Annotated in this window: 30 protein-coding genes and 1 tRNA gene; 3 read left to right on the plus strand and 28 right to left on the minus strand. The window is 51.0% G+C overall.

The genetic code is table 11. From position 1 onward, the window contains the following. Positions 1-25: 25 nt before the first annotated feature. The 3 genes from QJ036_RS00325 to QJ036_RS00335 all read right to left on the minus strand — a co-directional run bounded on the left by QJ036_RS00325 (position 26) and on the right by QJ036_RS00335 (position 2374). Positions 26-271: a DUF6061 family protein gene (locus tag QJ036_RS00325; protein ID WP_283229436.1), complete on the minus strand. Its 246-nt coding sequence runs from the start codon at positions 269-271 to the stop codon at positions 26-28. A 10-nt stretch (positions 272-281) separates the two neighbouring features. Continuing rightward, entirely contained in the window at positions 282-1949 is a 1668-nt protein-coding gene (gene rlmD / locus QJ036_RS00330) for a 23S rRNA (uracil(1939)-C(5))-methyltransferase RlmD (RefSeq protein WP_283229704.1), read from the minus strand. 92 nt (positions 1950-2041) lie between these two features. After that, positions 2042-2374 (minus strand): DUF4366 domain-containing protein, encoded by a 333-nt coding sequence (locus tag QJ036_RS00335; RefSeq protein ID WP_283229437.1) that lies wholly within the window; start codon positions 2372-2374, stop codon positions 2042-2044. A gap of 351 nt (positions 2375-2725) precedes the next feature. Between QJ036_RS00335 and QJ036_RS00340 the strand changes: the two genes are divergently transcribed. Further along, entirely contained in the window at positions 2726-2887 is a 162-nt protein-coding gene (locus QJ036_RS00340) for a hypothetical protein (RefSeq protein WP_283229438.1), read from the plus strand. A gap of 92 nt (positions 2888-2979) precedes the next feature. Here QJ036_RS00340 and QJ036_RS00345 read toward each other — a convergent pair whose 3' ends face one another. After that, positions 2980-5319 (minus strand): ATP-dependent helicase, encoded by a 2340-nt coding sequence (locus QJ036_RS00345; protein ID WP_283229439.1) that lies wholly within the window; start codon positions 5317-5319, stop codon positions 2980-2982. A gap of 220 nt (positions 5320-5539) precedes the next feature. On the opposite strand from QJ036_RS00345, the gene QJ036_RS00350 reads away from it, so the two are divergent. Continuing rightward, positions 5540-6157: a DUF1836 domain-containing protein gene (locus QJ036_RS00350; protein WP_283229440.1), complete on the plus strand. Its 618-nt coding sequence runs from the start codon at positions 5540-5542 to the stop codon at positions 6155-6157. Positions 6158-6209: 52 nt separating this feature from the next. Here QJ036_RS00350 and QJ036_RS00355 read toward each other — a convergent pair whose 3' ends face one another. From QJ036_RS00355 to QJ036_RS00385, 7 genes are all read right to left on the minus strand, one after another. After that, positions 6210-6503 carry a YerC/YecD family TrpR-related protein gene (locus QJ036_RS00355; protein WP_283229441.1) on the minus strand — a complete coding sequence of 98 codons (294 nt, stop codon included), beginning with the start codon at positions 6501-6503 and terminating at the stop codon, positions 6210-6212. A 109-nt stretch (positions 6504-6612) separates the two neighbouring features. Then, positions 6613-7335, minus strand: a complete 723-nt coding sequence (locus QJ036_RS00360; RefSeq protein WP_283229442.1) for a phosphatase — start codon at positions 7333-7335, stop codon at positions 6613-6615. Positions 7336-7337: 2 nt separating this feature from the next. Further along, positions 7338-8153, minus strand: coding sequence for a Cof-type HAD-IIB family hydrolase (locus QJ036_RS00365; RefSeq protein WP_283229443.1), 816 nt, complete (start codon positions 8151-8153; stop codon positions 7338-7340). Between the two features lie 318 nt (positions 8154-8471). After that, complete coding sequence (gene mutY, locus QJ036_RS00370; RefSeq protein ID WP_283229444.1) at positions 8472-9605, minus strand: A/G-specific adenine glycosylase; 1134 nt, start codon at positions 9603-9605, stop codon at positions 8472-8474. Between the two features lie 108 nt (positions 9606-9713). Then, positions 9714-10088 (minus strand): RidA family protein, encoded by a 375-nt coding sequence (locus tag QJ036_RS00375; protein WP_283229445.1) that lies wholly within the window; start codon positions 10086-10088, stop codon positions 9714-9716. A 6-nt stretch (positions 10089-10094) separates the two neighbouring features. Further along, positions 10095-10934, minus strand: a complete 840-nt coding sequence (locus tag QJ036_RS00380) for a CvfB family protein (protein WP_283229446.1) — start codon at positions 10932-10934, stop codon at positions 10095-10097. A gap of 4 nt (positions 10935-10938) precedes the next feature. After that, complete coding sequence (locus tag QJ036_RS00385; RefSeq protein WP_283229447.1) at positions 10939-11643, minus strand: acyl-[acyl-carrier-protein] thioesterase; 705 nt, start codon at positions 11641-11643, stop codon at positions 10939-10941. Positions 11644-11793: 150 nt separating this feature from the next. Here QJ036_RS00385 and QJ036_RS00390 point away from each other — a divergent pair, with 150 nt between their 5' ends. Then, positions 11794-12579: an HAD family hydrolase gene (locus QJ036_RS00390; protein WP_283229448.1), complete on the plus strand. Its 786-nt coding sequence runs from the start codon at positions 11794-11796 to the stop codon at positions 12577-12579. A 75-nt stretch (positions 12580-12654) separates the two neighbouring features. Here the strand turns inward: QJ036_RS00390 and QJ036_RS00395 are convergent. The 17 genes from QJ036_RS00395 to pyrF form a co-directional block, all read right to left on the minus strand. After that, positions 12655-12726 (minus strand) — tRNA-Gln (locus tag QJ036_RS00395). A 115-nt stretch (positions 12727-12841) separates the two neighbouring features. Next, positions 12842-14020 carry a cation diffusion facilitator family transporter gene (locus QJ036_RS00400; RefSeq protein WP_283229449.1) on the minus strand — a complete coding sequence of 393 codons (1179 nt, stop codon included), beginning with the start codon at positions 14018-14020 and terminating at the stop codon, positions 12842-12844. Positions 14021-14053: 33 nt separating this feature from the next. Next, positions 14054-14794, minus strand: a complete 741-nt coding sequence (truA, locus tag QJ036_RS00405) for a tRNA pseudouridine(38-40) synthase TruA (RefSeq protein ID WP_283229450.1) — start codon at positions 14792-14794, stop codon at positions 14054-14056. 57 nt (positions 14795-14851) lie between these two features. Beyond that, positions 14852-16129 carry a phosphoribosylamine--glycine ligase gene (purD, locus tag QJ036_RS00410; protein ID WP_283229451.1) on the minus strand — a complete coding sequence of 426 codons (1278 nt, stop codon included), beginning with the start codon at positions 16127-16129 and terminating at the stop codon, positions 14852-14854. Positions 16130-16142: 13 nt separating this feature from the next. Beyond that, positions 16143-16769, minus strand: a complete 627-nt coding sequence (gene purN / locus QJ036_RS00415) for a phosphoribosylglycinamide formyltransferase (protein ID WP_283229452.1) — start codon at positions 16767-16769, stop codon at positions 16143-16145. Continuing rightward, positions 16763-17788 carry a phosphoribosylformylglycinamidine cyclo-ligase gene (gene purM, locus QJ036_RS00420; RefSeq protein ID WP_283229453.1) on the minus strand — a complete coding sequence of 342 codons (1026 nt, stop codon included), beginning with the start codon at positions 17786-17788 and terminating at the stop codon, positions 16763-16765. Before purM ends, purN begins: the two co-directional genes overlap by 7 nt. 53 nt (positions 17789-17841) lie before the next feature. Beyond that, positions 17842-18354 (minus strand): 5-(carboxyamino)imidazole ribonucleotide mutase, encoded by a 513-nt coding sequence (purE, locus tag QJ036_RS00425; protein WP_283229454.1) that lies wholly within the window; start codon positions 18352-18354, stop codon positions 17842-17844. A 110-nt stretch (positions 18355-18464) separates the two neighbouring features. Next, positions 18465-20546 (minus strand): aminopeptidase, encoded by a 2082-nt coding sequence (locus tag QJ036_RS00430; protein ID WP_283229455.1) that lies wholly within the window; start codon positions 20544-20546, stop codon positions 18465-18467. A 15-nt stretch (positions 20547-20561) separates the two neighbouring features. Next, positions 20562-20840, minus strand: a complete 279-nt coding sequence (locus QJ036_RS00435) for a hypothetical protein (protein WP_283229456.1) — start codon at positions 20838-20840, stop codon at positions 20562-20564. Between the two features lie 53 nt (positions 20841-20893). After that, complete coding sequence (locus QJ036_RS00440; protein WP_283229457.1) at positions 20894-21529, minus strand: HD domain-containing protein; 636 nt, start codon at positions 21527-21529, stop codon at positions 20894-20896. A gap of 16 nt (positions 21530-21545) precedes the next feature. Then, positions 21546-21872 carry a DUF6142 family protein gene (locus QJ036_RS00445; protein ID WP_283229458.1) on the minus strand — a complete coding sequence of 109 codons (327 nt, stop codon included), beginning with the start codon at positions 21870-21872 and terminating at the stop codon, positions 21546-21548. Between the two features lie 28 nt (positions 21873-21900). Next, positions 21901-22335 carry a VanZ family protein gene (locus tag QJ036_RS00450; protein ID WP_283229459.1) on the minus strand — a complete coding sequence of 145 codons (435 nt, stop codon included), beginning with the start codon at positions 22333-22335 and terminating at the stop codon, positions 21901-21903. A gap of 51 nt (positions 22336-22386) precedes the next feature. Next, the gene (locus QJ036_RS00455) at positions 22387-22536 is read right to left on the minus strand and encodes a hypothetical protein (protein WP_283229460.1); all 150 of its coding nucleotides are present in this window, start codon (positions 22534-22536) and stop codon (positions 22387-22389) included. Positions 22537-22546: 10 nt separating this feature from the next. Further along, positions 22547-23221 carry an orotate phosphoribosyltransferase gene (pyrE, locus tag QJ036_RS00460; RefSeq protein WP_283229461.1) on the minus strand — a complete coding sequence of 225 codons (675 nt, stop codon included), beginning with the start codon at positions 23219-23221 and terminating at the stop codon, positions 22547-22549. Positions 23222-23271: 50 nt separating this feature from the next. After that, positions 23272-24174 (minus strand): dihydroorotate dehydrogenase, encoded by a 903-nt coding sequence (locus tag QJ036_RS00465; RefSeq protein ID WP_283229705.1) that lies wholly within the window; start codon positions 24172-24174, stop codon positions 23272-23274. Beyond that, positions 24174-24941 (minus strand): dihydroorotate dehydrogenase electron transfer subunit, encoded by a 768-nt coding sequence (locus tag QJ036_RS00470; protein ID WP_283229462.1) that lies wholly within the window; start codon positions 24939-24941, stop codon positions 24174-24176. Before QJ036_RS00470 ends, QJ036_RS00465 begins: the two co-directional genes overlap by 1 nt. Before the next feature lie 33 nt (positions 24942-24974). Next, complete coding sequence (gene pyrF / locus QJ036_RS00475; RefSeq protein WP_283229463.1) at positions 24975-25904, minus strand: orotidine-5'-phosphate decarboxylase; 930 nt, start codon at positions 25902-25904, stop codon at positions 24975-24977. Positions 25905-25920: the final 16 nt, after the last annotated feature.

The following is a 25920-nucleotide window of genomic DNA, read 5'->3' on the forward strand; positions in this document are numbered from 1 at the left end:
CCGGTGGGCTCTGTCACACTTATTCTCAATCAATCAACCGATGCGCCGGTGTGCCTTTCACATACCGTTCCAAGTTGCCGTCAAGAACCAGCTGCGCATACTCCAGAGGTTTATTATAGATTAGCCAGTCCAGCTCTGACCGCTGATACATATTGTCGGCAATCTCGTTCTCAACGGCAATCGTGTCAATGGAAATCATGCTGCCATCGACAAATTTCAGTTCAACACAGGCAGCATCCATATTGAACTCACAGGAAAGCAAGCGCTCCATATTCGCCACCTCAAATCATCCCGAAGTGCTTCAATGCTTCCATAATTGCCTTTTCCTTCTCCGGCGGACATTGTGGCTGCCTGGTATCCTCAGACTTCGGCTTGTTATAATTCTCCCGCTCAATGATACCGCACTTCTGTTTTACCTGTGCGATATACAAGCTGCTGACTTTCAAGCCGCTATGCTCCAGTACATAGTCTTTGATTTCTTGGTAGGTAGCTTTCTTCTCCGCATCGGTCAAATCAAGCTCGTCCATGTTCAAGTCAATCTCGATATGTTGCTTCGCTTGAAGTTTGGACAATAAACATACCGTCTCCACATTCGCCGTCCCCGGGAACATATCAACGCAGCACGCCCGCTCCACCCGATAGCCTGCCGCCGTAAACACCTTCAGATCTCTGGCCAGCGAGGTGGGCTTGCAGCTGATGTATACGATCCGCTCCACTCCGTAATCGATGATCTTCGGCAAAGCCTTCGGATGGATCCCGTCACGGGGCGGATCCAGAACGATCAGATCCGGCTTTTCGACGATGGTATCCAGCACCTTCAGCACATCTCCGGCCAGAAATTCGCAGTTGGAAAGACCGTTTAAAGCCGCATTTTCCCTGGCGGCCTCCACAGCCTCCTCCACGATCTCCACACCGATGACCTTTCCTGCCACCGGAGCCAGCACCTGGGCAATGGTTCCCGTCCCGCTGTACAGATCATAAACCAGCCGGTCCTTCGTATCTCCGATGTATTCCCGCGCTGTGCTGTAAAGGACCTCCGCCCCCGCAGAATTTGTCTGGAAAAAGGAAAAGGGCGTGATCTTAAAACGGAGCCCCAAAAGCTCCTCATAAAAGTAATCCTGTCCGTACAAAACGGTGGTTTTGTCGCTCTTCACCACATCAGCCTGGCTGTCATTTCTCATGTGCAGCACACCAATGAGCTTTCCTCCAAGAGGAAGCGCCTGAAGGCTGTCGGCAAAGGCTGCCAGAAATTTCTGTTCCTTCTCCGCGCCGTTCTGTCCGAAGGCTGCTTCCGTCTGCCCGCTGGTGACCAGCGCTGCCAGAAGCTCCCCTGTTTTCCAGGCCTTGCGGACAAGGAGATGGCGAAGATATCCCTCGTGCTTCATTTTCCGATAAAACGGAAGAGCTGCCTCTCTGCAGAGCTTCAGAGTTTCCCCGAGTACCAGACGGAAATCGTCGTCCGCAATTCGGCAGTCGTCAACCGTCACAATATCGTGAAAGCTTCCTCTCCTGTGCATCCCAAGCATCAGAGGACCGTCCTTTATCTCATCTCCAAAGGAGTATTCCATTTTGTTTCTGTAGCCAAACTGGAGCGGGCTTCCCTTGATTCCCTCGAAGACTTCCTCCGGGCAGCTTTCCCCAATGAGCTTCTTTACCATATCTGCCTTAAGCTCCAGCTGCTTTTCATAGGAAATCGTCTGATAGCTGCAGCCGCCGCAGATACCGAAATGGCGGCAGGGTTCCTTTTCCATCTCAAGGGGCGAAGGTTCCAGCACCTTAAGAAGACGGCCCTCCGTCTTTCCCTTTCTTCGTTTTCCGACTGCCGCCTGGATCCGCTGACCCGGCAGCACATTTTTTACCATGACGGTCTCATCGTCTATGCGCAAAATTCCTTTATTGGGAAAATCCAGCCGTTCCACAATTCCTTCCAATACTTCGCCCTTTTTCATCCTGTCCATAAGCTCCTTGTTTTATTATGATCCTCTCACACAAAGAGGGCCGCCCTTCGGCAGCCCTCTCCTTCACTGAATCAAGCGTTCCATTATTCCTCTTCGGATGCTTCTTCAAATGCATCTTCCGAAGCTTTTGTCATGCCGTCGGCTTCCTCAGCCTCAAAAGCTTCTTCGGTGGCTTCCTCATCATCATCAAAGAAATCGTCATCAAAATCATCATCGAAGTCATCTTCAAAATCTTCCAGATAATCCGGCGTAAAGAAACGGTACACTGCGTAAGCGATTCCCGCTACAGCTGCCACAGCGCCGATAATAGCCAGCACCCAAAGCACCTTGCTCTTCTTTTCTTCCTGCTTCTCATTCTTGCGAATCAGCTCATTTAATTTGCTTGCGCTTAAAACTTCCTCCAGCTTTTTATTCATATCCACACGTCCTTTCCGCAATACGCTTTCTCTTTTCGTTATTATATCACCAATTCCATTATTTTACTATCGAAACTTTCCCAAATTCAAAAATTTAATTTTTTTATCATTTTCTTTTGGCAAAATTGCCTGGAATTTTTTCTCATTTTTTTGATATGTGCCATCTCCTGTATCCGTCCGAATACGTTCCTTCATGGTTTCGCAAAAAAAAGGAGAAAGAATTTTGTTGATTTCCACAAAATTATGTTTTGTAATCTGTTATAATAGAAACAGTAAAAAAAGAAACCCTTCGGATATCGATTCCGAAACATTTCTGTTATTACCAGACATCATCACAGGGAGGACTTAATTATGGTAACCGTATTATTCACAGCAATTGCAGTTGCAGCAGATGTAGCTATTTCTTTCGCAGTGGGCGCTGTCGTAGAGCTGTATCGTTCTCACAAGGAGAAGGTTCAGATTTCCCAAAAGCCTTATGTGGTATCTCATAACCATACCAGCTATGCAGCTTAATTAAAACTGACAGCGGTTTTCCTTCTGATTCAGCAGGAAAACCGCTTTTTCATTGAAAATAAGACCAACCCGATCGATCACGGATCATCCCCTTAACACCGTTTAAGCTTGGCAAAGGTGGCATACATCCGCTTTCGTCCGGCTTTATCGAAATCAACAGTCACCTCAAAATCTTTCTTCTGCTCCGTGATATCCACAACCGTTCCCTCGCCAAACTTCACGTGGCTGACCCGGTCTCCCACCCCGTAGGAAAGAGAAGTCGCCTTTGAAACAGAAAACTGCTTGCCTATATAGGTTTCCTTAAGGCCCGAATCTCCCGATATGGCCTTTCCATACCGGGCAGCAGGTGCTGTCCAGGGCCGGTACGGTTCCTTTTCTTTTTTTGGAAGCTCAAACGCCTCCTGTGCAGGTCTGCCAAAGGTACGGAAGCCCGATCCGCCGCCCGTGGACATAGGTTTGACCGGTACGCCGCCGAAGGAGAACATCGACGGTGTCTCCTGTCTGTGAAGATACATCGGCGGTATCTCACCCACAAACCGGGACGGCTTCTGAAACCGCGTTTCCCCGTTGACCATCCGCTGTCTCGCACAGGTAAGGATCAGTTCCTTCTGTGCCCTGGTGATCCCCACATAGCAGAGTCTCCGCTCCTCCTCCAGTTCATCGGGATCATCGGAATTTATGGACATCATTCCCGGAAAGAGCCCGTCCTCCATGCCGGCCAGATACACTCTGGGAAACTCCAGGCCTTTGGCACTGTGAAGTGTCATGAGTACCACCCGGTTCTCCGAATCCTCCATGCTGTCCACATCTGCCACAAGAGCCACCTCCTCCAGAAAGCCGGAAAGAGTCGGAGCCTCCTCTCCATCCTCCAGACTTTCCTCATAGGCTACAGCCTTGTTTTTCAGCTCCTCGATATTTTCAAGTCTGGTCTCTGCTGCCACCTCATCGTCAGCAGAAAGCTCCTCTCCATAGCCGGTCTCCGTCACGATATCCTCGATCAGATCTCCGATGGAATAATAAGCCAGCTTGCTTCGGAAGGACTGGATCTGAGTCACAAATCCCCGGATCTTTCCTGCAGCCTTTCCAAGGGAAGGGATCCTGTCCGCCGCCTTGCACGCCTCGTAAAAGCTCATGTCATTGGCTTCAGCATAAACCATGATCCTACCGATCGTTGTCGCTCCGATCCCCCGCTTCGGCACATTGATAATGCGCTGGGCCGCCAGATCGTCAAGGCCGTTGTCAATGGTCTTCAGATAAGAAAGAATATCCTTGATCTCCTTCCTCTGATAGAAATTGACGCCGCCCACCAGCCGGTAGGGGATCCCCCGGTTCACACATTTTTCTTCCAACAGACGGGACTGGGCATTGGTCCGGTAAAGGACTGCAAAATCAGAATAGGCGGCTCCGCTGTCCACCCGGTCCCGGATGTCAACAGCAATGGCATCTGCTTCCTCATAGGCCGTGTCATACTGCCGGAAGACAACGGGAATTCCCTCCTCATTTTCCGTCCAGAGGGTCTTATCCTTTCTGCCCGCGTTATTTTTGATGACTCCATTGGCAGCGTTCAGAATATTGCCGGTTGAACGATAATTCTGTTCCAGGCGGATCACCTTCGCCCCGGGAAAGGCACTTTCAAATTCCAGGATATTTTCAATGTTCGCCCCGCGGAATTTATAAATGGACTGATCGTCGTCCCCGACCACACACAGATTTTTGTATTTGGCCGATAAAAGCTCAATCAGACGGAACTGGGCCGTGTTGGTGTCCTGATACTCGTCCACCATAATATAACGGAACCTTTCCTGATAATAATCAAGGACCTCCGGATTTACCCGGAAAAGCTCCACCGTTTTCATGATCAGATCGTCAAAATCCAGCGCATTGTTCTTCCGAAGCTGGGCCTGGTATTCCAGGTAAGCCTCTGCGATCCTGCTCTGACGGAAATCCCCCGCCGAACGCGCTGAAAAATCCTCCGCCGAGATCAGTTCGTCCTTCAGGGAGGAAATGGTTGCCAGAATACTTCTTTCCTTATACTGTTTGGGATCGAAATCCAGCTTCTTCAGGACCTGACGCATCATGGTCTTCTGGTCATCGCTGTCATAAATGGTAAAATTCGTCGAATAGCCAAGGCATTCAATATGGCGTCTTAAGATCCGCACGCAGGTTGAATGAAAGGTGGAGACCCAAATGCTGTCTGCTCCGAATTCCACCAGATTGTCGACCCGCTCCCGCATCTCCCCCGCCGCCTTATTGGTAAAGGTCAGAGCCATGATATTCCACGGATTTACTCCGCATTCCTCAATGAGATAGGCGATCCTGTGGGTCAGTGCCCTTGTTTTTCCCGAACCGGCTCCGGCCAGCACAAGCACAGGTCCCTCTGTTGTCTCCACAGCCAAACGCTGCATGGGATTCAGTGTATCGTAATTATTCATGGATATCCTCTCAATCTTCAGTGAAAGGGACTCTTCCCTTTCCATGAACCGGAAGAAGCAAGACTCCTGTGTGCATTGCACTTTCCGATCCTGTTCTTCATTATAAGTCATTCCAACCACCTTGTCAAAACGATTTACTCCGGAAGGAATCTGATTATTCCGTTATTTACAGCTTGTCATATGGTTTTAATTACTATATAATAACAACAGGGGTGAAGTTATGAAAACCAACGACGAATTAGTCCAGGAGCTTCTGGAACGACTGAAAAAATTAAATTATATCCACACCAGGGATATTCCCAATATTGAATTATACATGGATCAGGTCACTACCTTCATGGATCAGCATCTGTCCGGCGGCAAGCGTCACGACGAAGACAAGGTGCTCACCAAAACCATGATCAATAATTATGCAAAAAACGACCTGCTTCCCCCGCCTGTGAAAAAGAAATATTCCAGAGATCATCTGATCCTTCTGGCCTTCATTTATTATTTCAAGGGCTTTTTATCCATTGGGGATATTCAGGTCCTTCTGGCTCCCCTTTCCGAGAAATACTTTACCGAAGACCATGACAAGCTGGACCACATTTATAATGAGATCGTGAAGATTGAAAAGCTACAGCTTCTTGAGCTTTGCAAAGAAGTGGAATCCAGAGAGGAGCTTTCCAAGCGGGCTTTCAAGAATGCGCCGGAGGACGAAAGGGAGTATCTTCAGCTGTTCTCCTTTGTCTGCATGCTCAGTTTTGACGTGTACCTGAAAAAGCAGATGATCGAACAGATCATTGACGAGATGCGGGAAGAAAAGAAAGAAAAGGCTCCTGAGAAAGACAAAAAATAACATACAGTATTGAAAAAGGGATGCCTCCTGACAGGAAGCATCCCCTTTTATCTTATTGTTTTTCATCGAGCCTTGCAAATACCATATCGTAACCATCGTTTCCATAATTCAAGGAACGATTCACCCGGCTGATGGTGGCTGTGGAGGCGCCGGTCTTCTCTGCGATCTCCAGATAGGTCTTTCCGCCCCGCAGCATCTTCGCCACTTCATAACGCTGTGATATGGACAAAAGCTCATTGATAGTACAAACATCCTCAAAAAATGTATAGCATTCATTCACATCCTTCAAAGTCAGGATGGCCTGGAACAGATGGTCAACAGCCTCTGTCTTCAATTTCTTATTCATGGCAGTTCTCCTTCGATGCTTATTGATGCCTCACGCAGACACTATTTTATTTTAGCATTTTAACACTTTAAAGTCCAGCCTGTTCCAGAATTTTTTGAAATTTTTATGATTATGCCTTTCCCCTGGTCAGATATTTTTTAAACCGGTTCACATCCGTATTGACGATCAGCTCCTCCGGGAAGGACACTTGCCGAAGAAGCGCTTCTGCCTCCGAAAAGCGACCCACCGAAGTCGGAAAGTGCGAATCTGTATTGACAATGATCTCCTGATCATACTTTTCACAGAGCTTCAGGATCTCTGTCAGATTGGGAACGGCGCCGATCCTGCTTCCTCCCGGTACCAGTGAGCTGTTGTTGAGCTCGATCAGCACACCTTGCTCCTTCGCCCCCTTCACCATGGCCTCATAATCGATGGGATAACGTCCGTCATCGGGATGCCCGATGATGTGTACATGTGGATTTTCCATCGCACCGAGAAGAGCTCTGGTGTTTTCCGCCTTTGTGCCCGGTGTCAGGCAGACTGTATGGAGGCTGGCGATGCAAACTGCCATCTTTTTGAGAAGCAGCTCCTCCAGGTCAACGTTCCCTTTATAATCAATGATGTTTAACTCGACCCCCATTAAAATCTCGACGCCGAAAAGCTCATGGTCAATGACCTTGAAATTCCGAAAATACATTTCGTGGGGTCCTCCGGGAAGCTTAGGCGCATGATCCGTAATGGCAAGGAGCTTAAGGCCGGCCTCTCCCGCTGCTTTCGCCATCTCCATGACCGTTCCGTAGGCATGGCCGCTGGCAACCGTATGGGTGTGGGTATCCAACAAAAACTGATCCATCGCTATTCCTCCTCGAGCATAAATTTTTCTATGACCAAAGCCACACCGTCCTGCTCGTTGGACAGGGTGATATAGTCGGCCTTTTCTTTGATCTCCGGGCATCCGTTGGCCATGGCGACGCCCAGGCCCGCAGCCTCATTCATCGGAATATCATTGTCATAATCTCCGCAGGAAATGGCTTCCTCCCGGGGTATCCCCAGATAATCCAAGGTCTTTAAAAGACCGCTTCCCTTGTCAATGCCCGCCGGAAGGATCTCCAGATGATAAGCCTCTGAACGGAATACGGAAAACTCCGGTCCGAGAGCTTCACGCATGACCGGCTCCATTTTCAGGATCTGTTCCTCTGAGCCGACCATCATAAGCTTCACAATGGGGAACGTCAGATAAGAGATCATATCCGGAACCTCTTTGATCTTCATCCGCACATTTCTGGCCTCTCCGGCCACATAGATATCGTCCCCGCTTTCGGTAATGATATACTCTCCCTCATAGGTAAGGATCGCGGTTTTGTACTGTCTGGAAAGCCCGATGATCTCAGGAATCCGGTCCTTCGGGATCGTAACCGAAAATTTCACTTCCCCGGTCCGGCAGTCCAGAAGCTCACCGCCGTTGTAGGCCAGAATATATCCGCCTTCCCGGTCGAGAGAAAGCTCTCTTGCCACATGCCATACACCGTAGCTGGGCCTTCCCGAGGAAAGCACCATGATCCCGCCCTTCGCTGTCATGGCCTCCACTGCTCTTTTTGTTCTCCCGGTGACCCGTTTGTCATCCGTCACCAGCGTTCCGTCCAGATCCGATGCAAGAAGTCTGTATTTCATAAATCCTCCGTTCGCAGGCGCCTTTGCAGGCATGATTCCTGTCAGCCAAAAAGACAGGACAGCTTCTACAAACCGCCCTGCCTTTTTGTGTTTTTCGTCCTGTCTTTCGACTGTTGTCCTTAACTGTCTGTCTCCTGAGATGTCTCCACTGCTGTCCGCTAAGATGTCCGCCATGATGTCCGCTAAGTTGTCTGTACCCTGAATATAGCATGGTGTTTTTTAGAAATCAAGTGATTTTTTTGCATATAAATACGATTTGTTACATTTTCAAAAACCGGGCTTTCTGTCGGGTTTTCATCTGTGCAATTTTACTGTCGGCTAAGATTTCCGGTCAAACAGATATGCCGCATAGGCCCGAAAGGCTCCCGGCAGGGCATATGCTTCCCTTGCCGTTTCCCTCTCCGCAAAAAATCCGGCCTTTGTCTGCGCCTCATCTCTGAGGCTGATATAATACCCCTGCATTCTCCATTCCACATGGGAAAAAATGTGCCTGGCTTCCGGCAGCTTTTCCAGAACGACTGCATCTTTCTCTTCCAGTCCCAGAAAATCAAGGGCCTCCTGCTCCGTCAGATATCCTGACGCTCCCGGCAGTTCATACAGACCGGCTAAAAGTCCCTTTTCCGGTCTTTTGCGCAGCAGAACTTCACTTCCCCGGGCCACGGCAAATATGGTCCGCTCTTCAATGGTCCTGGCCTTCTTCGGCGTTTTTACCGGGATCACATCTGTTTTTCCATACCGGCAGGCCAGACAAAGGCCCTCGAGCGGGCACCGGCTACAGTGGGGCGCTCCATTGGGCACGCATACAAGGGCACCGATCTCCATCAGAGCCTGATTAAAGGCTCCTGCCTCGTCCCTGGGCATGATCTTCTGAAGCAGTGCTTCTGTCCTTCGCTTCACCGACTGCTTCAGAATATCGTCCGTATCTGCCATCAGTCTTGCCGTCACACGAAGTACATTTCCATCGACGGCAGGAACCGGAATTCCGAAGGCAATGGAAGCAATGGCCCCCGCCGTATAAGAACCGATCCCCGGAAGGGAAACCAGTTCCTCATAGGAGGCCGGAAGCTCTCCTCCGTACCGGTTGACCGTCTCCTCTGCCGCCTTTTTAAGATTCCGTGCCCGATTGTAGTAGCCTAACCCCTCCCACAGCTTGAGCAGCCGTTCCTCCGGGACCTGCGCCAGCGCCTGAATGTCGGGAAGCGCTTCCAGAAAACGTCTGTAGTAATCCTTCACCGCCTCCACCCTGGTCTGCTGCAGCATGATCTCCGAGATCCACACATGGTAAGGTGTCGGTTCCTCCCGCCAGGGAAGAATCCTTGCATTTTTCTGAAACCAGAAAAGAAGAGGCTCCACCGCCTCCGCCATTCTCTCCTCCGGCGAAAGAAGCGCGTCCTCCTTTTCCACGATCTCCATATCCGCATAAAGCCATCCGGCTCTCTGTTCTGTGCTCATCTGCATTCCTCCTGCCGAAAGACGGTTCCTGCCTCTGTCTCCTTTTCTTAAGTGAAAGCCGCCCGAATCAATATCAAGCGGCTTTCAGCTTATTTCTCTTTTCTTTGATTATTTTGCCGCAATGGCCTCGATCTCCACCAGCACATCCTTGGGAAGTCTTGCAACCTCCACACATGCTCTGGCAGGGCAGTCCGTCTTGAAATACTCGGCATACACAGCGTTGACCTTTGCAAAATCATTCATGTCCTTGATGAATACGGTGGTCTTTACCACATCCTCAGGCTTTACGCCTGCTGCTGCCAGCAGATTTACCACATTCTCCAAAGACTGTCTGGCCTGAGCTTCAATGCCCTCCGGGATCTCTCCGGTTGCCGGATTGACCGGAATCTGGCCGGATGCAAACACAAAGCCATTGGCCTCGATTGCCTGAGAATAAGGTCCGATCGCTGCGGGAGCCTTGTCTGTGGAAATTACTTTTTTCATGATACGTTACCTCCTGATCAATTCTATAGTATCTGTTTTTATCTGAATCTTACCTTCCCTGAGAAGATGCCCCACCGCCCGTTTAAAAGCGTTTTTGCTGAGGCCCGTCTCCAGTTTGATAAGCTCCGGGTCCGACTTGTCGGTAAAGGGCAGCACTCCCTCATACTCCTCAATGAGTGCATACACTGCCTCCGCGTCAATGTTCATCTGTTTATATGCCTTTTTTCTGGCACTGAGGACCAGCTTGCCGTCGTCACGGACTCTGGCCACCCTGGCCTCCACCTGGGTTCCCGGCTTCATATCCCGATGAAGCTCCGATGCCGGGATCATTCCGAAATAGATCCCGTCCACGGCCACAAAACCGCCCAGCTCCCGGTTGATCTCATAGAGGATCCCGGTGACGGAATCATCCTTTTTATAGGGAGAATCCCCCCTGAGATACGCATCCACCTTCATGGTGGCGCAGAGCCGCCTGCTTTTGTCCAGATAAAGGGCCACAAAAACCTGTTCTCCCTTTCTCACCTTCCATTTCTGTTCCCGGAAAGGAAGGAACAGATCGCGTTCCAGCCCCCACTTCAAAAAGGCTCCGATCTTTCCCGCCTCCGCCACGGTGAGGAGTCCCAGCTCTCCCAGCTTAAGAAGCGGTTCGTTGACCGTAGCGATCAGTCTGTCCTCCGAATCCTTATAGAGGAACACTTCCAGTTCATCGCCGATCCCGATGCCCTCCGGCACCTGACGTCTCGGCAGAAGCACACCCTGCTCCTGGCCGCGGCCCTCTCCCAGATAGATTCCGTTTTCTCTTTTTCTCAGCACCTTCAGTGTCTGCTTCGTTCCCAATTCTATCATAAATTTATCCTCTTGCTTCTATCACCGCATAAACCAGCCCATCGGGAGCGCCAAGCACTACCGTGGTCCTGTCTGCTTCCGCCCTCGCAAAGGGCACAATCGTGTCCCCATACCTGGCCGCCTGTCGGTAGGAAACCCGGAGCTTCCGGATCCTGGACGCCTCCGGCAGCCATTCCTCCGCCATTTCAAGATACTGTCCGTTATTGACATGACCGTTGGTGTCGATCTGATTCTTTCTCACAGAAAAAGCCGGATATTCCGTAAGTCCGTCGGGAATCGGGATCTTTCTTCCGACCTCCTCCATATCCAGGGGCTTTTCCGGACAGTACAGGGATACCGTCTCCTCATCCACCTTTTCAGGCCGCCCTGTCCCTGTATTCATATAGATCCAGATGGAGTTGGCACGAACTGCCCACTCACCTCTTCCGTCAAGGATCACAAAATTCCGGTAACCATACATGGCCTTAAACCCGCTGGCCCAGGTCCCAACGGTGATCTCTTCTCCCAGCTTTGGCCTTCTTCTGATCTCGATCTGCCAGGAGGAAAGAAGCCAGGCCAACTGCCTCTCCTCCAGCGCCCGGATCCCTACCCCCAGAAGCTCTGACTGGAAAATGCTGCAGTCCTGCATATAATGAACGGCAGAACAGAGACTCAACCGCCCATCAGCCCCGATTTCGCTGTATCTTACCCTGCTGTCGAATGAATACATGGTTCCTCCGTCTCTTGACGATTCTTCATTAAGATATTATAATCGCAATGCAGACGAGGGCTTTCCTGTCCGCTCCCATCTGCCAAGTGTTCCTATTATATCATATTTGACAATAAATTGCTCTTATTTTTTTCTGTACAGGAGGATTTTATGATTCGACTTATCGCAAGCGATATGGACGGTACGATTTTAAGAAATGATGCCCAATCCATGCCGCCCCGCATGTTTTCCATACTGGAGGAGCTTAAGGAAAGGGGTATCCTCTTTGTAGCTGCCAGCGGCCGCCAGTACGCCAACCTGCTAAGGCTTCTGGGACCGATGGCCCCTTACGCCGATTATATCTGTGAAAACGGTGCCTTTGCTGTCCACAACGGAGAGATCATATACAAGGCTGTCATGGACCGGGCCCTGGGCCAGGAGCTGATGCGGGACATCTGGTCCACAGAAAACTGTGAGATCCAGCTTTCCGGCATCCATACGGCTTATATTCAGGCAAAGGATCCTGCCTACACTCATCACCTTCGCTATGTTCTGAAAAATGACATCACTGAGGTGGATGACATTTTCTCCACCTCCGAAGAATACATCAAGATCTCTGCCTTTGTCCACGGAGACAAAACAGAAGAGTATCTGGAACGGTTTCAGGAAAAATGGGGCAGCGCCTTCACACTGGCCTCCACCTGCGACCACTGGATCGATTTCATTCCGCCCGGTATCCACAAGGGCCATGCCATGAAAGCGCTGATGGAAGCGCTTCATATTTCCTCTGATGAGATCATGGCCTTTGGCGACAATTACAATGATCTGGAGCTTCTTTCCTGCGCAGCGGAAAGCTATGCGGTCTCCACGGCAAAACCGGAGGTGATCGCAGCCTGCCGCCACATCTGTGATTATGTGGAAGATGTACTGGAAAAATTTCTCAGGGCCCCCGTTTAAGGGAGCCCTGAATTATTTCTGACAAAACGAAATGCCGCAAGGTCATCTAACAGATGCTCCTGCGACATTCTCTCGCTGGGCTGCAAGGATTCGAACCTTGAAATGCTGGAGTCAGAGTCCAGTGCCTTACCATTTGGCGACAGCCCAATGTCCTTATTGCTGCAACAAAATGTATTATACATGAAACTCCTCCATTTGGCAAGCCCTATTTTCATTTTTTTTATTTTTTTTATTTTTTTTACACAGCTTCTCAAAGGGTCTCTTATTGTTCTCCGGTATAACTCCTGTCGACCGTGATCACGCACTCGATCCGTTTATCATAAGCCTTCATCCGTTCCTGGAGAATATGAATGACTGTTCCGATCTGATCATCCCCCATCTCATAGGGAACTACAATGTCAAAAAACAGATGAATCTGCCACCGTCCGCCCGACATACGGAAATCGTGAAGGGTGATGCGGCCATCCAGCTGATCCAGAATATCCAGCACCGCCTGCCTCCGTTCCTCCAGAAGAGGATCGTCCGTATCCACCGGATCCATATGGATCACCAGAAGCACTCCCAGCTGCTCCTTTGCCTCCCGCTCGATCCGGTCAATGGTCTCATGGATCTCCTCGATGTTACTGTGGCTGTCCACCTCCGCATGGATGGATGCCATGCTGGTAGAGGGTCCATAGCTGTGCACCAGAAGATCATGTGTCCCGCGGATCCCATCATAGCTTTCCACAAACTCCTTGATGCTGCGGTAAACAGATGGGTCGATGGCCTCCCCGATAAGCGGCTTCAGAGTGTCCTTTGCGATCCCGATACCGGCCAGGATAACAGCCACTGACACGGCGATACCGATGAAACCGTCGATATTGATGCCAAAGATCCCGTAAAGGGCAACAGAAAAAATGGTGGCGGATGTCACCAGCACGTCTCCCAGGGAATCCGCTGCCGTGGCCTCCATAACCCGGGAGCCGATCCGTTTGCCAAGACGCCTGTTGAACATGGCCATCCACAGCTTGACACCGATGGAAAGCACCAGAATAATCAGAGAGACAAGCTGAAAGCTCAGTTCCTCCGGCTCCCTGATTTTTCCGAAGGAGGTCTTCATAAAGGTCCAGCCCACCTCAATAACGAGAAAGGACACGATCAGGGCAGCGATATATTCGATCCGGCCATGGCCAAAGGGATGATCCCTGTCGGCCGGCCGTTCCGCCATCTTTACTCCCACAAAGCTGATAATGGAAGAAGCCGCGTCGGAAAGGTTGTTAAAAGCGTCCGAAAGGACTGAAATACTGTTTAACAACAGTCCGATGGCGATCTTCACCAAAAAAAGAAACACATTGCAGCAGATTCCCACCGCACTGGACAGCACTCCATATGCAGTCCGTACACTGGCCTTTTTCGTCTGCTCATAATCCTTTACAAATTTTCGGACAAGAAAATCCGTCATATCCATGCCTCCAAACTCTTCGCGCTGAAACTCTTAATATCGGACCTCCACCAGAGTAAGCCCCCTGGCGGGAGCCATCTGTCCGGAAGCACTCCTGTCCCGCGCTTCCAGAATCTCCTTCATCTCTTCCGGACTCCGTTCTCCAAGTCCGCATTCCACCAGCGTACCGGTCAGAATCCGAACCATATTCTGGAGGAAGCCGTTTCCCTCAAAAACCAGGCGAAGCTCCTCCCCGTCTTCCACAATTTCGATCCGGTCCAGACGGCGGATGGTGGACTTATTCATATGTTTATTCCCGCAGAAGCTGCGAAAATCATGCTGCCCCGGAAGAAAAGCTGCGGCCTTACGCATCCGGCTCACATCCGGCCTCTCCGGAAGCTGCCACACATATTTTCTGTCAAAGACAGGCTTTGCCTTTCCTGTGTAGATCCGGTAGCAGTAGGTTTTTCCCACTGCACTCAGGCGGCTGTGAAACCGGTCTGAGGCCGTCTTAAGCTCCAGAACCGCTATATCCTCGGGGAGATACTGATTCATAGCCTGAAAAAGCTCCCCCTCGGAAAGCTCCGTGTCCATGCGGAAATTGGCCACCTGTCCCAGAGCATGCACCCCGGCATCGGTGCGTCCGGAACCCTGCACGGTGACCTCCTTCCCCGCCAGCCGGGTCAGCAGAGCTTCCAGCTTTCCCTGTATGGTAGATTCCACATTCTTCTGCTTCTGCCAGCCATTGTATCTGGTACCGTCATAGCTGACAATGATCTTATAATTTTTAACCATCGCACCTTAGTCCTGTAATAAACGGCTCCTGTTGGACAGGAGCCGGTGTTTATTCCCTTACGCCTCGTCAATGGCCTTTCCAATGTCGTGACGCATATATTTGTTGTCGAAGCTTACCCATTCTGTTGCCTTGTAGGCGTTGGCGCGGGCTGTCTTCAGATCAGGTCCCTTTGCCGTCACCCCCAGCACACGGCCTCCGTTTGTCACAATTCCGGCATCGGTGCGTTTCGTGCCCGCATGGAACACGTAATAGCCCTCGTCCTCCTTTGCCTTTACGGTATCCAGGCCGTTTATCACAAAGCCCTTCTCATATTTTACCGGATAGCCGTCAGAAGCCAGAACTACGCATACCGCCGCATTGTCCTCAAACTCCAGCCGGATATCGGAAAGCCTTCCGTCGATGCAGGCCTCCATCACATCCACAATGTCATTCTTCATTCTGGGAATGACCACCTGTGCCTCCGGATCGCCGAAGCGGGCGTTGTATTCCAGCACCCGGGGTCCCTTTTCCGTCAGCATCAGACCAAAGAAAATGATGCCCTTGAAGGTACGGCCCTCGGCGCGCATGGCGTCCACCGTTGCCTGATAGATATATTTCTGGCAGAACTCATCCACCTCTTTTGTATAGAAGGGACTGGGAGAGAAGGTACCCATACCGCCGGTATTCAGACCGGTATCTCCGTCTCCCGCTCTCTTGTGATCCTGGGCGGAGGTCATGATCCGTACCGTATTGCCATCCACGAAGGAGAGCACGGACACCTCGCGGCCTGTAAGGAATTCTTCAATAACCATCTGATTTCCGGCTGTACCGAATTTCTTGTCCAGCATGATCTCCTTCACACCTGCCTGCGCCTCCTCAAGAGTATTGCAGATCAGCACACCCTTACCGAGAGCCAGACCATCAGCCTTCAGCACAATGGGGAAATCCACGGTTTCCAGATAAGCCAGTGCCTTGTCGGCGTCATCAAAATTCTCATATGCCGCCGTGGGAATGTTGTACTTCTTCATCAGATCCTTGGAAAAGGCTTTGGACCCCTCCAGGATGGCAGCCGCCCTGCTGGGGCCAAATACCCGAAGGCCCTCTGCCTCAAAGGCATCCACCACGCCTGCCACCAGCGGATCGTCCATGCCGATGACGGTCAGATCGATCTTCTTTTCCTTTGCAAATGCGGTCAGCGCAGGAAAATCGAGCACACCGATGGGAACACATTCTGCATATTCCTCAATTCCCGCATTGCCCGGTGCACAGTAAATTTTATCCACACGGCTGCTCTTGGAGATCTTCCATGCCAGGGCATGCTCTCTGCCGCCGCTTCCTACTATCAATACGTTCATGACTTCCTCCTGTTTATTTCCGGCGGATCACACGTCCGTCCACTACCTGAATTTTATCGTTTGCGATCAAATCAATGGCCTTCGGAAGGATCTCCCATTCCGCCTGCTCCATGACACGAAGCTGGAGGCTTTTCGGCGTATCGTCATCCTCCACTGCAACCGCCTTTTGAAGGATAATGGGACCCGTATCGGTTCCCTCGTCAACAAAATGCACCGTTGCTCCGGTCACCTTCACCCCGCGCTTCAGGGCATTCTCATGGACGGTAAGTCCGTAATTGCCCGTGCCGCAGAAGGAAGGGATCAGGGAAGGATGAATGTTGATGATCCTGTTCCTGTATTTTTCAACCAGCGCCGGAGGGATCACCACAAGGAACCCGGCCAGCACAATGAGATCCAGGTCATAACTGTCAATGGCGTTAACAAATGCCTCGTTAAAGTCCTCCCGGTTCTCATAAGCTTTGGGAGAAATGCAGATGGAAGGAATCCCGTGGGCCTTTGCCCGCTCCAGGGCATAGGCTCCGGCATTGTTGCTGACCACCACAGCGATCTCCGTGTTGGTGATCACTCCGCTTTCCACTTTATCAATGATCGCCTGGAGATTGGTTCCCCCGCCGGACACGCATACGCCTATCCTCAGCATAAGGTTACTCCCTTTTCTCCAGCCTCAATGGTTCCGATCACATAAGGAGCCTCGCCGGCCTCTTTGATGGCCGCCATGGTCTTATCCACATCGTTCTTATCCACAGCCACGATCATGCCGATACCCATATTGAAGGTATTGTACATCATCTGCTCCTCGATATCGCCGTCCTTTGCCAGCATATCAAAGATCGGAGGAACCGGATAGCTGTTCTTTTCGATGACTGCCCTCGTTCCGTCAATGAGCATACGGGGCACATTCTCGTAGAAGCCGCCGCCGGTAATGTGGCTGCAGGCCTTAACCTTCACACCGGCCTCGCGGACTGCCTTCAGAGCCTTCACATAGATCTTGGTAGGCACAAGAAGGGTCTGTCCAAGGGTGGCTCCCAGAGATTCACAGTACGTATTCAGGCTGCTCTCAGACATGGAAAACACCTTGCGCACCAGAGAATAGCCGTTGGAATGGATACCGGAGGAAGCCATACCCACCAGAACATCTCCTGCCTTCAGATCTGCTCCTGAAACAAGATCCTTTCTGTCCACAATGCCAACGGCAAATCCGGCCAGATCGTATTCGTCCACAGGATAGAAGCCGGGCATCTCAGCAGTTTCACCGCCGATAAGAGCGGCTCCTGCCTGGCGGCAGCCCTCTGCCACACCGCTCACGATTGTAGCGATCTTTTCAGGCTCATTCTTGCCGCATGCAATATAATCAAGGAAAAACAGAGGCTCTCCGCCTGCACATGCAATGTCGTTGACGCACATGGCAACACAGTCGATTCCGATGGTGTCATGCTTATCCAGGGCAAAAGCCAGCTTTAACTTTGTGCCGACACCGTCAGTGCCGGACACCAGGGTAGGATGCTCCATTTTCTTGTAGGCATCCATGGAAAAGGCTCCGGAGAAACCGCCGATTCCTCCCAGCACCTCGGGACGCATAGTTCCCTGCACATGCTTTTTCATCAGCTCCACAGCCTTGTAACCGGCTTCAATATCCACACCTGCTTTTTTGTAATCCATATCTTTCCTCCCATAGATTGTCCTGTATTTTTGATTCCCGTATCCGGCAACCTTTATTTCTGCTTCAGATATTCCTTATATCCGATCTCATTCAATTTATCTGCCTTGGCAACCACCTGATTCTTAAGATCCTCAGAATACTCCTTCAGTCTTCCCAGAAGCGCCTCATCTGAAACTGCCAGGATCTTGGCCGCCAGAATGCCTGCATTGGCTCCGCCGTTGATGGCAACCGTAGCCACCGGAATACCGGAGGGCATCTGAACGATGGAGTAAAGGGAATCTCTTCCTCCCAGGGATGTGGTGTGCATCGGAACACCGATGACCGGCATGGGGAAAATCGCTGCGCACATTCCGGGAAGATGTGCTGCCATGCCCGCACCTGCAATGATCACCTTGAGGCCTCTCTCCTCTGCAGATTTTGCATATTCAAAAAATACATCGGGCTCCCTGTGGGCAGAAATGATAGTCATTTCATACTCCACTCCCAGCTTGTCGAGCACATCTGCTGCCTTGCTCATAACTGCCAGATCGGAATCACTACCCATAATAATTCCTACTTTTGCCATGTCTATTCTCCTCTTTTCTATATTTCATGACAGCTTCTGTCATTTTTTACCGATGATATTCTATCATAAACCCCTCGCCGGATACAAGCCCCGCAATAAAATTCTTTCCTCTAAATGTCCTCCATGGCCTCGTTGAGGGCTTCCGTTCCCGGAAGCACAAAGCGTCCGTCCTTTATAAGGACTGCCCTCCGGCCGTCCTTTCCGACGACGGCGATCTCAGCAAGCTCATCATAAGGGATCGTGATATCCGTATGGCAGTTGAAATACGCCTCCTCCGGTTTCTCCTTCCTTCGGATGGAGCATTCGTTGTCTCTCGCCACGATCTCCTTGCCGTCGGGATTATAGACCTTGACGTCCTCCGAATGACTGTAGCAGGTATCGCCGATGGCAAAGTGGGGACCCATTTTTTCAATGATCAGGATCTTCAGCCTGTTTAAAATGCCATACCGCTTCGCCATGGCATAGGCTGCCGTGTTGGTTCCGATGGCAAACTCCCCCATGGGGAGAGCCTTATGATTATATAGAAGATTCTCCTCAATGAGACGCCGGTTGGCCTCCTCATCCTCATAATTCTTACAGGACCAGGAAACAGTCATGCCATTTTCAAAACAGATCTCCAGATCCTTATATTCCACTTCATTAATATAGATCTGGGAAACATGAAGGATTCCCTCTGTCCCCGCAAGTTTCGGAGAAGTAAACACCTCACCGAGAGGAATATTCACATCGGCCAGGCAGTTCTCAAAATTTGTCTCTGCTGTCCTGTCTGAAAGCTCATGGAAAGCCACACGCAGACTGGTTCTGTTTCCGTTCCGGCCTTTGATCTCACCATAACAGCCTTCATCCAGCGCACGGATAAGTGTTTCCTGAATCGCTTTATATTTTTCGTAATCCAGCGTATTAAGCCGGATCGTCTCCTGAAAGATCTCCGGAAACCGACTTCCGATCTCGGGAATCGGCCACGAAATGATCGTAAAGCTCCGCTCTTCTCCGCGGATATACTGATTCACGATCTGGGCAGACTGGGCAGAAAGCTCCACAGAGAGCCGTTTCTGCTTTTCACTGAGCGTCCAGGCCTCCGGCTTATCCTCGTAGGAAAAAGGCAGCTCCCCAAAGGTTTCCATCACCGCCGGACCTGCATAGACCGCAGCCAGATCCTTAAGCTCCTCATAGGCCACCCGGAGCACGGAAAGCTTCCGCTCCTTAAAGGCCTTATCCAAAAACAGGGCATTATCAAAGCGATGATCGTATTCATACTGTTTATTGGCATAGGCTCCGTAATATCCGATTTTCAGGTGCTGACGCTTATTGGCCGCACCCACAGCTGCCCGGAACAGAACCGGCGAAAGGCCCATGGCTGCAAACTGGCGGATGGCCGCCCTCACGATCCGTTCAAAGCCGATATTATACCGAATCTCCACGGTTTTCTTTTTTGACAGATCGATCCCGGCCAGCGCAAAACCGCGGCGGTATCCCTCCGTGTAGACTGAAGCCATCTGCTCCACCGTATCTTCCGGAAGGCCGTTTAAAAACTCTGCGATCCGGCGCTCGCTGTCCGTAATGTATTCTCCGAACAGGTAGAGATAGCGAAGATCCGACAGATCGCTTTCCGTAATAATACGGACTGCAAAATCCAGGGAAGGATCCACCTGCTCCCGCACTCTCCTCGGCACCGTCACATCACAGTAATCGCTGACATAATAATACAAGGCCTCTTTGACTTCGCACATAAAAGTTTCTTCAGTAAACTCATTTATTTCTTTTGCTTCAAATAAGTTATATATCTCAATAAACACCTCGAGGCAGGGAACCCATTCCTCCATGCGCGTTTCGTAGACATATGCGATTCCGCCCCGAAGCTCTGCCGCCAGAAAGGAAAGAATTCTGCCTGCTTCCTCCCCAAAAGCACGAACCGTCACAGAAGGATTGGCAAAGCTTTTTTCGTAGGACTCCCCGGAAATATCCTCGTAAAGTCTCCGGTTTCTCTCCTGCAGAACCTCAAGAGAGGGAATCTCTCCTTTCTCTTTCTCCTCTGCAAGCTGTCGGCGCACTTCATCCAGATACAGAACGAATTCCGCCTGTTTTTCAAAATATTCCGCTGCCTGTGTCCTTCCGGCAGCGCATTCTTCCTTGATTCCTTCGATTCTTCCAATGGAAAGCTGATACCGCTCCTCCAACACTGAATACTCCAATTTTTCCGACCTCTTTTACATTTTGCTGTACTTTCTCTGTATCATAACGATCCAGCCGATTCCCACAAGAATACCGGTTCCCAGAATCAGAAGGGACCACTGGGTAAAATCAATGGTCAGCTGAAGAATCACATCGATCAGCTCCACCGCCGCCAGGACAAACATGGGAATGCTCATTTCTCTGCAATAAGCCTTTTTAAGCTCCGGCCTGATATCCTTGTCCATATCCTTTCCCAAAAAATCGGTCTTGCCGCTTCGCACCTGAACACCACCGAACACAAAAATTGCCGCCATAATAAGGCTCCAGAACATCATATTATCGCCAAACATTTTTCATTTCCTTCTTTCTATCTGTCGTCCCTGATTCTTCCAAGGGCTGTATTTTTCTCAATGAGACCTTCCACATGATTCCAGAGAACCCGGGATCCCGCCGGTGTCCGTTCATTCCGATTCAGGATCTGAGAGACTCTGACCTCATGTTCCTTCCAGGCCCGTCCGTCGGTGGCATCATTTAAGAGCACCGGCTGTACCTTGTCGAGGGCCAGGGCAAATCTGGCCTCCGGTGTCTCAGCCTCCTCAAATTCCTCCCACAGTCCCCGCAGCCACGCCGATTGATCATCAGGAAGAAGTTTAAAGATCCGGTCAGCTGCCTTAAGCTCACGCTCCCGCTTCGTCGCATTTCCCGCTTCATCGTAGGCATAGGTATCTCCCGCATCAATTTCAATCAGATCATGTATCAGCACCATGATCATGGTCTTTGCCACATCAATGGGCTCATTGGCATATTCCGAAAGCAGGGCACACATCAGAGCCAGATGCCAGGAGTGCTCCGCATCATTTTCCTTTCGCGTTCCGTCAGAAAGATACGTCTGCCGGAACACCTGCTTACTCTTGTCCGCCTCCAGGATAAACCGAAGCTGTTTTTCCAGTCTGTTTTCTCCGGATTGCTCCTTCGTCCTGTTTTCATCAAACGGTTCTTCCATCTATCTGCCTCCGTCCCTAAATGACGATTCCTATGATATAAATGGCCAGAATTCCAAGGATCGCCAGTGTGTTTAAAACGACAGCTACCTTGGAAAGCAGGGGGAAGCTCTCCTCCTTGGCCCGGCGTCTCCCATCACGGATCGGAAGGATCAGCCCCAGAATGCTTAAGAACAGCGCCAGAAACCCCAGCGCCGCCACCGTCGTATCTCCGTGTCCATAGGTGCGGAAGGCGATCATAAACGCCGCCAGAAGAAACAGGACCGCCCCTAAAAAAATCAGAATAGAAATCATTCCCGCCCTGGAGAATTTTATTTTAAAAAGCTTTGTTTTCTTTTTGCTCAATGGTAAACTCCTTTTTGTCTGAAACGGATCAATCCGCCCTATGCCGCCGCATTCGCATCCCAGCCATCAAAAGGAACAAAAGATAACCCAGGAACCCGCCGAGGGTATTGAGCATCAGATCATCCACATCAAAGCTTCCGCGCCTGGTGACAAGCTGCACAGCTTCAATGCAGAGACTGAAAAGCAGACTGAACAGAACCACCACATACCATTTTCGGTTGGAACGCTTTAGCATAGGCAGAATAAATCCAAAAGGTACAAACGCTGCCACATTTCCCAGGAGGTTCATACCGGCATTTACAGGCCCCAGGACCTGCCAATGACGGATACACCGTTTGATCTCCAGAAAAGGCTCCAGATTGTACCGGTACCCTTTCGATACCTCTGTCCGGCCCAGGGACTCAGAAAAAAACATGAAATAAACGAGGCCGGCCAGATAAAGAACGAACAGAATCCAACCCACCGTCCGGACCTTCTCCGTTTTAACATGAGATTTCAATCATATCCACCTTCATCAAAAAGTAATATCCGATTTGCGCTTCAGCAAAAAGGCGCCGCTGACAATACTGCCGACTCCCACTACGATGCCGATCAGGGCAGCAACGATTCCCATTGCGATCGAAAAGGCGCCTGCATTTTTCATGGTCTTATAAACTCTTTCCATTGCTTTCTCCTTATTCCTCTGCTCCGTACTGTTCATAATATGCGTCGATTGCAGCCTTTAATGTATCATCGATAATGATTTCTCCCTTATAAGGCTTATTGTAAAGATGCTCCACCACATCGGCCATGGTCACAATGGCGGTCGTTTCCAGGCCGTATTTCTCATGAATCTCCTTCAGGGCAGACTTGCTTCCCTGTCCGCGCTCCATCCGGTCCACGGAGACTACAAGACCGAGGACCTTCACATCTCCCTGGGCTTTGATAATGGGCAGAGTCTCTCCGATGGAGGTTCCGGCCGTCGTCACATCCTCAATAATCACCACCCGGTCGCCATCGCCGATGGGACTTCCCAGAAGGATCCCCTTATCACCGTGATCCTTGATCTCCTTTCTGTTGGAGCAGTAGCGGATATCCGCTCCCTCCTCCGACAGAGCGATGGAAGCTGCCACGCTCAGGGGAATCCCCTTGTAGGCAGGTCCAAACAGCACATCAAAATCCGTGCCGAATTTGTCCTTGATAGCCTTTGCGTAATAACCGCCCAGTCTCTTCAGCTGTTCACCTGTACGGTAAAAGCCCGTGTTGATGAAAAACGGGGTTTTCCTCCCGCTCTTTGTAACAAAATCTCCAAACTTAAGGACCTTGCAGTCCACCATAAACTCGATAAACTCCTGCTTATACTGCTCCATGACCATGTTCTCCTCTCTGCATCTGACTATATTTGCTTCCGGCCGCGGTCTTATCTCACTGCACCGATTAGTTCGTTGATATCCTTCACTCCGTATCGTTCCATGTAAGCGCGGATCCCGTCCACGACCTCCACCGTGGTGTAAGGGTTATGGAAATTCGCCGTGCCCACAGACACCGCCGTGGCGCCGGCCAGAATAAACTCCAGAGCATCCTCCGCACACATAATGCCGCCCATACCGATAATAGGAAGCTTCACCGCCCGTGCCACCTGATAGACCATCCGCACTGCCACAGGCTTCACCGCAGGGCCGGACAGACCGCCGGTCCTGTTGGCCACTGCAAAGGTTCTCCTGTGAACGTCGATCTTCATGCCGGTCAGAGTGTTGATCAGGGAAACCGCGTCGGCTCCTCCCGCCTCCACAGCCCTCGCCATCTCGGCAATATCGGTCACATTGGGGGAAAGCTTCATGATGACAGGCTTCCGTGCCTTTTCCTTCACCGCCTTTGTGATGGCTTCCGCCGCCTTCGCATTCTGTCCGAAGGCGATGCCGCCCTCCTTCACATTGGGACAGGAAATATTGATCTCCAGCATGTCCACCGGCTGCTCAGACAGGCGTTCCACCACCTCCACATAATCCTCGGTGGTTTTCCCGCAGACATTGACGATGATCTTCGTATCATATTGTTTCAGGAACGGAATATCCCGCTTGATAAACACATCAATTCCCGGATTCTGAAGTCCGATGGCATTGATCATTCCGCCATGGGTCTCCGCGATCCTCGGTGTCGGATTTCCCGGCCAGGGCACGTTCGCCACGCCCTTGGTGACCACTGCACCAAGACGGCCAAGATCTACAAATTCACTGTATTCTGCTCCGGAGCCAAAGGTCCCGGAGGCTGTCATCACCGGATTTTTCAGAGTAACACCGGCAAGCTCCACAGAAAGATTCATCAAAGCTCCACCTCCTCTGCCAGAAATACCGGCCCATCCTTACAGATCCGCTTATTGTGCACGTGGCTGTGGCTGTCCACATCCCTGGATTTGCAGACACAGGCCAGACAGGCGCCCACACCGCAGGCCATCTTCTCCTCCAGAGAGATCCACGCTTCAATTCCGTGTTCCGATGCGTAGGCCTTCAGTGCCCGCAGCATCGGTGTGGGCCCGCAGGCAAACAGCACGTCGGCAGAAAGTCCATTCTCCCGGATCGCATCCAGCACATTGCCTTTTGTGCCATAGCTTCCGTCCTCCGTCGCCACATAAAGCGTACCGTTTTCTTCAAATTCCTTTTTCAAAAACATCCGGCTGTCCCGATAGCCCATGATCAGCTGCTTTTCTCCTGACAGCTGCTTGGCCAGCTCCAGCATGGGCGGCACGCCGATCCCTCCGCCGATCAGGAACACCTTTTTCCCTCTGGCAGCCTCCAGAGGAAACCCGTTGCCGAGAGGTCCCAGAATATCAATGGGATCTCCCGCCTGATAACCGGAGAACTCATCCGTTCCCTTTCCGGCCACCCGGTATACCACCCGCAGGCAGCTGTCCCCGATCTCACAGATGCTGATGGGACGCGGTAAGAGCCTCGCGCCATCCTTTGTATAAATGGAAATAAACTGTCCCGGCACGGCTTCCCTTGCCAGTCCCGTTTCGATCCACATGCTGTAAATGCCGGGTGCCAGGCACTCCTGGGAGATCACCCGTGCGGTTTCCTTTTTCTTCCCCATGACAAATTCATCTCCTGAATGATTTTATCGTCTTTATTTTGCTGCCTGAAGAGCTCCGTCGATGTCAGCGATCATATCAAGAACTGCCTGTCTGGAAGCTTCGCCGAAATGCTCCGGTCCGAACTTCGCATAGGGCTCCTTTTTATAAGCTGCAATAATGCCTCTGGAGGAATTTACAATGGCTCCGAGACCGTCCTCGTTGAAATAATGGACCAGATCAGAAGCCTTTCCTCCCTGAGCTCCATAGCCGGGCACCAGAATGAAGGATTTGGGCATCACCTTTCTCAGGACCTTTCCCATCTCCGGATAGGTGGCACCTACCACGGCACCGATGTAGCTGTAGGAATCTCCCATACAGTCGGCGCCCCACTCCGCTACCTTTTCTCCCACCCACTCATACAGCGGGCGGCCGTCGATAATCCTGTCCTGGAATTCACCGCTGGAAGGATTGGAGGTCTTTACCAGAATAAAGAGTCCCTTCTTTTCCTCCCTGCACACATCCACAAAGGGCTTGATGCCGTCCGTTCCCAGATAAGGATTCACCGTGGCAAAGTCCTCATTGAAAGCGCTTAAGGTCCGGCTTCCCACCTGTACCTTTCCAAGATGCCCCACTGCATAAGCGGCGGAGGTGGAGCCGATATCTCCTCTCTTCACGTCGCCGATGACCACCAGCCCTTTTTCATGGCAGTAATCCACCGTTTTCTTATAGGCCTTCATGCCCTCCACGCCGAACTGCTCGTACATGGCCACCTGGGGCTTCACAGCCGGAATCAGATCATAAACAGAATCCACGATCTCCTTGTTGAACTGCCAGATGGCATCGGCTGCTCCCTCCAGTGTCTCGCCGTATGCCTCAAAGGATTTCTTTACCACATGCTCCGGCACGTAGGAGAGCATGGGATCCAGTCCCACCACAATGGGAGCGTTCAGTTTTTTGATTTTTTCACACAGTACGTTGATCATTATTCTATTCCTCCGG

This window comes from Fusibacillus kribbianus (genome assembly GCF_030053595.1).
GTDB classification, from domain to species: domain Bacteria; phylum Bacillota; class Clostridia; order Lachnospirales; family Lachnospiraceae; genus Lientehia; species Lientehia kribbiana.